Origin of the sequence: Neobacillus sp. NPDC093127, assembly GCF_044754175.1 — a bacterium.
GTDB lineage: Bacteria > Bacillota > Bacilli > Bacillales > Cytobacillaceae > Neobacillus.
The window spans coordinates 1-6,287 of the sequence record NZ_JBIVOP010000044.1; the positions used below are offsets into that span (position 1 = coordinate 1).

Annotated in this window: 5 protein-coding genes, 20 tRNA genes and 1 rRNA gene; 25 read left to right on the top strand and 1 reads right to left on the bottom strand. The window is 41.5% G+C overall.

Annotated features, from left to right (window positions below):
* The 21 genes from rrf to ACIQCO_RS27690 form a co-directional block, all read left to right on the top strand.
* Positions 1–94 (top strand): 5S ribosomal RNA (gene rrf, locus ACIQCO_RS27590); the annotation flags it as partial.
* A gap of 41 nt (positions 95–135) precedes the next feature.
* Positions 136–207 (top strand) — tRNA-Glu (locus ACIQCO_RS27595).
* A 6-nt stretch (positions 208–213) separates the two neighbouring features.
* Positions 214–289, top strand: a tRNA-Val gene (locus ACIQCO_RS27600).
* Positions 290–313: 24 nt separating this feature from the next.
* Positions 314–386: transfer RNA gene (locus ACIQCO_RS27605), tRNA-Thr, on the top strand.
* Between the two features lie 9 nt (positions 387–395).
* A tRNA-Lys gene (locus tag ACIQCO_RS27610) sits at positions 396–471 on the top strand.
* A 10-nt stretch (positions 472–481) separates the two neighbouring features.
* Positions 482–566, top strand: a tRNA-Leu gene (locus ACIQCO_RS27615).
* Between the two features lie 10 nt (positions 567–576).
* A tRNA-Gly gene (locus ACIQCO_RS27620) sits at positions 577–648 on the top strand.
* An 8-nt stretch (positions 649–656) separates the two neighbouring features.
* Positions 657–745: transfer RNA gene (locus ACIQCO_RS27625), tRNA-Leu, on the top strand.
* Between the two features lie 14 nt (positions 746–759).
* Positions 760–836: transfer RNA gene (locus ACIQCO_RS27630), tRNA-Arg, on the top strand.
* A gap of 6 nt (positions 837–842) precedes the next feature.
* Positions 843–919: transfer RNA gene (locus tag ACIQCO_RS27635), tRNA-Pro, on the top strand.
* A 23-nt stretch (positions 920–942) separates the two neighbouring features.
* Positions 943–1,015 (top strand) — tRNA-Ala (locus ACIQCO_RS27640).
* An 8-nt stretch (positions 1,016–1,023) separates the two neighbouring features.
* A tRNA-Ser gene (locus ACIQCO_RS27645) sits at positions 1,024–1,116 on the top strand.
* A gap of 29 nt (positions 1,117–1,145) precedes the next feature.
* Positions 1,146–1,219, top strand: a tRNA-Met gene (locus tag ACIQCO_RS27650).
* A 3-nt stretch (positions 1,220–1,222) separates the two neighbouring features.
* A tRNA-Asp gene (locus ACIQCO_RS27655) sits at positions 1,223–1,299 on the top strand.
* A 48-nt stretch (positions 1,300–1,347) separates the two neighbouring features.
* Positions 1,348–1,420, top strand: a tRNA-Phe gene (locus ACIQCO_RS27660).
* 19 nt (positions 1,421–1,439) lie between these two features.
* Positions 1,440–1,524: transfer RNA gene (locus ACIQCO_RS27665), tRNA-Tyr, on the top strand.
* Positions 1,525–1,529: 5 nt separating this feature from the next.
* Positions 1,530–1,605, top strand: a tRNA-His gene (locus tag ACIQCO_RS27670).
* Positions 1,606–1,618: 13 nt separating this feature from the next.
* A tRNA-Cys gene (locus tag ACIQCO_RS27675) sits at positions 1,619–1,692 on the top strand.
* Between the two features lie 11 nt (positions 1,693–1,703).
* Positions 1,704–1,777: transfer RNA gene (locus ACIQCO_RS27680), tRNA-Gly, on the top strand.
* A gap of 12 nt (positions 1,778–1,789) precedes the next feature.
* Positions 1,790–1,863: transfer RNA gene (locus tag ACIQCO_RS27685), tRNA-Ile, on the top strand.
* Positions 1,864–1,875: 12 nt separating this feature from the next.
* Positions 1,876–1,950 (top strand) — tRNA-Asn (locus tag ACIQCO_RS27690).
* A 242-nt stretch (positions 1,951–2,192) separates the two neighbouring features.
* Here the strand turns inward: ACIQCO_RS27690 and ACIQCO_RS27695 are convergent.
* The gene (locus ACIQCO_RS27695) at positions 2,193–2,795 is read right to left on the bottom strand and encodes a TetR/AcrR family transcriptional regulator (RefSeq protein WP_400435341.1); all 603 of its coding nucleotides are present in this window, start codon (positions 2,793–2,795) and stop codon (positions 2,193–2,195) included.
* 200 nt (positions 2,796–2,995) lie between these two features.
* On the opposite strand from ACIQCO_RS27695, the gene ACIQCO_RS27700 reads away from it, so the two are divergent.
* The 4 genes from ACIQCO_RS27700 to ACIQCO_RS27715 all read left to right on the top strand — a co-directional run bounded on the left by ACIQCO_RS27700 (position 2,996) and on the right by ACIQCO_RS27715 (position 5,762).
* Positions 2,996–3,733 (top strand): SDR family NAD(P)-dependent oxidoreductase, encoded by a 738-nt coding sequence (locus tag ACIQCO_RS27700; RefSeq protein ID WP_400435343.1) that lies wholly within the window; start codon positions 2,996–2,998, stop codon positions 3,731–3,733.
* A 63-nt stretch (positions 3,734–3,796) separates the two neighbouring features.
* Positions 3,797–4,006 carry a hypothetical protein gene (locus tag ACIQCO_RS27705; RefSeq protein WP_400435345.1) on the top strand — a complete coding sequence of 70 codons (210 nt, stop codon included), beginning with the start codon at positions 3,797–3,799 and terminating at the stop codon, positions 4,004–4,006.
* Between the two features lie 13 nt (positions 4,007–4,019).
* Positions 4,020–4,607, top strand: coding sequence for a Crp/Fnr family transcriptional regulator (locus tag ACIQCO_RS27710; RefSeq protein ID WP_400435347.1), 588 nt, complete (start codon positions 4,020–4,022; stop codon positions 4,605–4,607).
* A gap of 186 nt (positions 4,608–4,793) precedes the next feature.
* Positions 4,794–5,762: an NAD(P)-dependent alcohol dehydrogenase gene (locus ACIQCO_RS27715; protein ID WP_400435349.1), complete on the top strand. Its 969-nt coding sequence runs from the start codon at positions 4,794–4,796 to the stop codon at positions 5,760–5,762.
* The last annotated feature ends 525 nt before the right edge of the window (positions 5,763–6,287 follow it).

Sequence of the window (6,287 nt, forward strand, 5' to 3'; positions counted from 1 at the left end):
CACACCCGTTCCCATACCGAACACGGAAGTTAAGCTTCTCAGCGCCGATGGTAGTTGGGGCAGGCGCCCCTGTGAGAGTAGGACGCTGCCAGGCTAAGCCCCTTTTGGGGCTATTATTTTGTCGAAAATTACTATGGCCCCTTGGTCAAGCGGTTAAGACACCGCCCTTTCACGGCGGTAACACGGGTTCGAATCCCGTAGGGGTCATCAAATGGAGGATTAGCTCAGCTGGGAGAGCATCTGCCTTACAAGCAGAGGGTCGGCGGTTCGATCCCGTCATCCTCCACCATAAATACCGTAACTTGATTTATTTGCCGGGGTAGCTCAATTGGTAGAGCAACTGACTTGTAATCAGTAGGTTGGGGGTTCAAGTCCTCTCGCCGGCACCTTTGTACGAGCCATTAGCTCAGTTGGTAGAGCATCTGACTTTTAATCAGAGGGTCGAAGGTTCGAGTCCTTCATGGCTCACCATTTTCATATTGCGGGTGTGGCGGAATTGGCAGACGCACCAGACTTAGGATCTGGCGCCGCGAGGCGTGGGGGTTCGACTCCCTTCACCCGCACCATTTTTTAAATGCGGAAGTAGTTCAGTGGTAGAACACCACCTTGCCAAGGTGGGGGTCGCGGGTTCGAATCCCGTCTTCCGCTCTCTTTATGCCGGGGTGGCGGAACTGGCAGACGCACAGGACTTAAAATCCTGCGGTAGGTGACTACCGTACCGGTTCGATTCCGGTCCTCGGCACCATTTAAAATTATAATGCGCCCGTAGCTCAATTGGATAGAGCGTCTGACTACGGATCAGAAGGTTGTGGATTCGACTTCTTCCGGGCGCGCCATATTAACGGGAAGTAGCTCAGCTTGGTAGAGCACTTGGTTTGGGACCAAGGGGTCGCAGGTTCGAATCCTGTCTTCCCGACCAGTCGAAAATTACGTTATTAACATGGGGCCTTAGCTCAGCTGGGAGAGCGCCTGCTTTGCACGCAGGAGGTCAGCGGTTCGATCCCGCTAGGCTCCATTTTATTTGGAGGAATACCCAAGTCTGGCTGAAGGAATCGGTCTTGAAAACCGACAGGCGGGTCATACCGCGCGGGGGTTCGAATCCCTCTTCCTCCTCCATATTTTATTTACTATTTATTTTTTATTGTCGCGGGGTGGAGCAGTCTGGTAGCTCGTCGGGCTCATAACCCGAAGGTCGCAGGTTCAAATCCTGTCCCCGCAATATGGTCCGGTAGTTCAGTTGGTTAGAATGCCTGCCTGTCACGCAGGAGGTCGCGGGTTCGAGTCCCGTCCGGACCGCCATTTTTTTATCCCGGCAGATTAAATGCCGTTGATATAGATTCTTTTTGTGGCTCAGTAGCTCAGTCGGTAGAGCAAAGGACTGAAAATCCTTGTGTCGGCGGTTCGATTCCGTCCTGAGCCATCTTTACATGAATTTTTTTGGAGGGGTAGCGAAGTGGCTAAACGCGGCGGACTGTAAATCCGCTCCCTCAGGGTTCGGCGGTTCGAATCCGTCCCCCTCCACCATTATGGCGATTGTGGCGAAGTGGTTAACGCATCGGATTGTGGTTCCGACATTCGTGGGTTCGATTCCCATCAGTCGCCCCATTAGTATTAATGCGGCAGCATAGCCAAGTGGTAAGGCAGAGGTCTGCAAAACCTTTATCCCCGGTTCAAATCCGGGTGTTGCCTCCAAATTTAAGCACGCGGGTGTAGTTTAGTGGTAAAACCTCAGCCTTCCAAGCTGATGATGTGAGTTCGATTCTCATCACCCGCTCCAATCATTACCTTAGGGCCTATAGCTCAGCTGGTTAGAGCGCACGCCTGATAAGCGTGAGGTCGATGGTTCGAGTCCATTTAGGCCCATTATTTTTTTATTCCGCAGTAGCTCAGTGGTAGAGCTATCGGCTGTTAACCGATCGGTCGTAGGTTCGAGTCCTACCTGCGGAGCCATATTTTAAAACGTAGTAGTAGAGAGCAGAGTATCTCTACTTTTTTTTGTCGTCCAGGAAACTATAGTTCGATGTTGGATTCATCAATGAACAGAGTCATTTATTTCGTTGTTGAATATCTCACTGTTGTCATTTTAACGATGATACAACCATATCATGGATAAGTTTATCTAAAAATGAATAGTTAAAAAATGGGTAGATATTTGTAACATGGAATATCTACCCTTATGTACAATAGAATTATTATTCGCTAATATACTCTACCGAGTAAATATGCGTTTTCGTTAGATCAATTACTTTTTCAATAAATTCGTCTTGAGTTTCTTTAAAATCATTTGTAATCCAATTCAGCAGCAGCCCGTAAAAGCCATAGGCTGTATAACGTTTAAAATAATCCATGTTGACTGGGATGTTGTTAATCGTTTCAAATATAAAGTGATCTTGATAAATTTTTAAGATGGTTTGCGGGAATCTAGTATGTAATTCTGGTAATGTGTCTTCGTATTTAATCAGCTCAAAAAAATTCCGGTGTCCATATATGTAGGAAACAATATTAAAGGATGGTGCATTTAGCTTTGCTGTATATACTTTATGTCCCGGTACATAGGGTTTTCCTACTGAATCTTCTAACCCTTGAAGCATGGAGTCGAGTAAATCTTTAGCTAGTTCAATTTTATCTTGGTAATGAACATAAAAGGTACTACGATTATAAGCGGCATAGCTTACAATGTCTTTTATTGAAACAGGATGGTAACCTTTCTCCTTTATGAGTTCGATTAGTGCTAACTTTAAATGTCCTTTTGTCCGATTTTTACGTTGAGATGTCACAGTTTGTTGGTCATTCATAAAAAAAACCTCCCTAAAATGGACAATTTAGTTCCATGTGTCTACTAGTTAGACATTTAATGATATCTTACTGATTGTTATATGTGAACAAAATAGTACAATTAAATTGTGAACAAAATAGCACAAAAGTTAGATAAAGGTATCTTTTCTTTCTAAGATGTGATACTAATATTGAATTTATTATACCGGAGGAATCTATTATGGGAAAATTACAAGATAAAGTGGCCGTGATTACTGGTGGAGCATCAGGTATCGGTGCTGCAACAGCACGCTTATTCGTATCAGAAGGAGCTAAAGTGGTTCTTGTTGATTTAAATGAAGAAAAAGGGAGAGCATTTGAAGAAGAATTGAAATCTCTAAATGCCGAAGCTCTATTTGTAAAAGCAAATATTACTAGTGAAGAAGATGTAGCAGGTGTATTTAAACAAGCTGTTGAAGCTTTCGGGAAAGTCGATGTTGTGTTCAACAATGCAGGTATCGGGCGTGTTCATCCTTCACATGATTTAGAGTACTCTGAGTGGCGGAACACCGTAAATGTTGATTTAGATGGTGTATTCTTAGTAGCACGGGAAGCAATCCGTGAAATGTTAAAAACGGGCGGCGGTACAATAGTGAATACAGCCTCTATGTACGGCTGGGTTGGTTCACCTGGTTCAGCAGCCTATAATGCAGCAAAAGGCGGCGTAATTAACTTAACACGGTCACTTGCACTTGAATATGCAGAAAAAAATATTCGTATTAATTCATTATGTCCTGGGTTCATTGATACACCAATTATTCCAGAAGAAAGTAAACAAGCATTAGCTGCGATGACTCCGATGAAACGTCTTGGCCAAGCAGAAGAAATGGCAAAAGCTGTACTATTCATGGCAAGTGACGATTCCTCATTCATGACTGGTAATAGCTTAACAGTTGATGGTGGCTATACAGCTCAATAATTATCTATGTAAAAAGAGAATCTCGGTTCATCTTGCTCATCACCTTAAGCGGTGGTGGGCTTTTTGTTCATTTTAGCTAAGATTCCAACAGATAAACCTTGGGAAGTAGCTGCCTGGGTTCCGATGGGGGATTTTATCCTAACAAGTAAACCACCCTGCCCCGATACGAGCAGAGCGGTCCATCAACGAAAAAATGGGTTAAGTAAATTTTATCTAAAAAGGAAAAAACATATGGGTAAAAATGTTAAAATGATTAAAGAACATTTAAATTAGAAAGGAAGGTAATATGAAGAAAATTCTCTCGAAATATATGTCTGATTTTACAGCGCTCAGCGAAAAGGAACAGCAGGCAATCACTGAAAGTTTACGAATTGATGAATATAAAAAAGGAAAATACCTTCTTAGACAGGGAGAACTTTCCGAAATTAAATGTTATTTCGTATTAATGGGGTGTGTCAGGCAGTTTTTTATAGATGAATCAGGTAAAGAGGTCACATCAAATTTTTTTACTGAAGAACAAGCGATTCCAATTATCAACGAACAGAAGCAAAATGATTTATCAAAGTATTCATTAGTGTGTGTCGAAGACTGCCTATTAGTTGTTGGCGAGGTTGATTCTGAAAAAACGATGTTTAACAAATACCCACAACTGGAAACCATGATCCGCAAAATGATGGAGATAAACCTTGGTGAAATACAAGAAAGATTTGGAGAATTTATCACTTCTTCTCCTGAAGAACGCTACGAATCCATTTTAAAGAAACGGCCTCAGTTAGTTGACCGGGTACCACAGCATCAATTGACCAGTTATCTTGGAATCACTCCAGAGTCATTAAGTAGAATAAAAAAGCGAATGAAAAAAAATCCATTATAAAATAGATGTCATCCACATTCCGTAATCCTTCCTCCAATCGAAGCATCCAAATAACCATCATAAAAAAAACGCTAAATTCTTTAGAAATTAACTTAAGTCAATGAAAGGTTTTAATCCCCTTGTTACTATTAAATAAAATTAATACAAGGAAATTTTATTTTTAAAAGCCTATTGGAGGGAGTTTTTATGAAAGCGATAGTTTGTGATCAATATGGCTCACCCGATGTACTTGAATTAAAAGAGATTAACAAACCTTTACCCACTGAGAATCAAGTATTGGTAAGAGTTTATGCAGCATCCTTGAACTATGGTAATTTGGTTCTTTTGAAGGGAAAACCTTTCTTAGCCCGCTTCGCCTTCGGTCTTACTAAGCCAAAGTATTCCATACCAGGAGGTGATATAGCTGGTACAGTTGAAGCTGTTGGTAAAAACGTTAAGTTATTTAAAGCAGGTGATGAAGTATTTGGCGATCTCTCTGGTTGTGGGTGGGGCGGTTTTGCTGAATATGTAACTGTCCCCGAATACGCTTTAGCCTTAAAGCCAGCCAATATCTCCTTCGAGGAAGCTGCTGCGACACCTATGGCAGGTGTGACTGCCTTACAGGGACTTTTGTATAAAGGTAAAATTATATCGGGACAGAAGGTATTAATTTATGGGGCATCTGGTGGTGTCGGTACTTTCGCGGTACAAATTGCCAAATCATTTGGGGCTGAAGTAACAGGTGTATGTAGTACAAGAAATTTAGAGATATTGCGTTCACTTGGAGCCGACCATATCATTGATTATACAAAAGAGGATTTCACCCAAGAGGAGACGTGTTACGATTTGATTCTAGGTGTGAACGGTTCTAATTCCATTTCAGCTTATAAACGTGTACTAAAACCAAATGGAAATTTTGTTCACGTAGGAGGTTCCGAATCGCAATTTTTTCAAACGCTATTTCTTGGACCATTTATTTCAATGACTGGAAGCAAGAAAATAAGCAACCTGTTACAGAGAGCAAACCAAAAAGACTTAAATCATGTAAAAGAATTACTTGAGACTGGCAAAGTAAAACCAATAATTGATAAACGGTATAAGTTAAGTGAGATAGCAGAAGCATTCAACTATTTTCAGGAAGGCCACGCTCAAGGAAAAGTGGTGATTACTTTATAATTTAAATCTGACATTAAAAACCCCTTAATCATTCCTACTACCAAATAGAACATTTATTATTAGAAGGAGTGTGATTAGTATGTCTCACGCTAAAGATGTCTTGTCCTTAATCGAGTAACCAGCAAAAGTAAAATAGTCGGAGATTTTCCGGTTAGATGCAGATGGGAGCTCGTTTTGGGGGTAAATAAGCGGAGGTTTTCCGATTGTGCCAAGAAAAATCCCCCATTATCGCATTTTTTGAGTCGATAGGCGGAATCTCTCCGTCTATTTAAGCTTTTTTTAATCATAATTGCTAATTAAGCGGAATTCTTCCGACTATTTATCAGATCGGGTGGTTAACCTGATCCCCCAACCGATATGTAGAGACCCTCTTGATCCTTGATGCAGGAATCAGTAGCTAAAGTTCAATACTTAAAGTAACGTGGCGGTTTAGTTGTGCGAAATGTTTCTAGCTTAAATGGAGGATGGTCACATTTCTCTGGTAAAGGCTAGACAGTTCCTGTCGGAACTGAAGGATTATACCGA

Bases quoted from the DNA above. Each gene is read 5' to 3' on its own strand.
- ACIQCO_RS27710 (WP_400435347.1), top strand. From the start codon at position 4,020: ATGAAGAAAATTCTCTCGAAATATATGTCTGATTTTACAGCGCTCAGC.
- ACIQCO_RS27700 (WP_400435343.1), top strand. From the start codon at position 2,996: ATGGGAAAATTACAAGATAAAGTGGCCGTGATTACTGGTGGAGCATCA.
- ACIQCO_RS27715 (WP_400435349.1), top strand. From the start codon at position 4,794: ATGAAAGCGATAGTTTGTGATCAATATGGCTCACCCGATGTACTTGAA.
- ACIQCO_RS27695 (WP_400435341.1), bottom strand. From the start codon at position 2,795: ATGAATGACCAACAAACTGTGACATCTCAACGTAAAAATCGGACAAAA.